Below are 700 nucleotides of genomic sequence, written 5' to 3'. Positions count from 1 at the left end.
ATATTATCTGCTGGGCTATGATGTGCCGATGGTGAAAAAAACAGAGGGACTCACCGAGGGCAAGGTGCTTGGCGGTTTCATCATGGCGGCAACGGAATATGAGCGCGCTTATCAGAATCAGGACGGTAGTGCTCAGATACTCTTCTCTTATGACCTGAAGCCAGCTTACGACCTGACGCAGTCGGGCGCTACGGCTCCCAAAGTGGAGGTGTGTGGCACGGGTGCAGCCAATGCGACATACCAGTGGTATGACGCCAATACTGATGCTGCCGTAAAGGGAGCCACAGAGGCTCAGTTCATTCCTCAAACCACAGGCAACTATTACTGCGAGGCTACTGTGGGCAGCACAAGCATAAAGACGAGTGCGACGAATATCAAGGTTAATTCCAACTCTTCTGCCGACAAGCAGAAATACACCGTCACTGCTACGGCAGTGAACGGAACAGTGGAAATCAAGGATGGCGCCGGCAATGTGGTGACCTCCGGAACACAGGTTGAGGAGGGCACAAAACTTGTATTCACAGCCAATGCAAACACGGGATATGTGTTTGACAACTGGACGGCAACCGGTGGTGAGGCATCCGACAATGTATATACCATCAGTTCCATCGCTGCCGACGCCAACGTGACGGCTAATTTTATAAAGGAAAATACTGGAGGTGGCGATACCATGGAGACGACATTGTTTTCGATGGTGACT

Annotated in this window: 1 protein-coding gene; it reads left to right on the top strand. The window is 51.3% G+C overall.

The window, feature by feature from the left end; all coding sequences use genetic code 11:
• A partial coding sequence (locus QVO99_RS05870) for an InlB B-repeat-containing protein (protein WP_288176988.1) occupies positions 1–700 on the top strand: 700 nt, incomplete at both ends.

The sequence above is a fragment of the Prevotella sp. CAG:592 genome (genome assembly GCF_000436015.1).
Lineage (GTDB): Bacteria > Bacteroidota > Bacteroidia > Bacteroidales > Bacteroidaceae > Prevotella > Prevotella pectinovora.
Note: the sequence above shows the minus strand (reverse complement) of the source record. Positions and strands in the feature narration are given on the sequence as shown.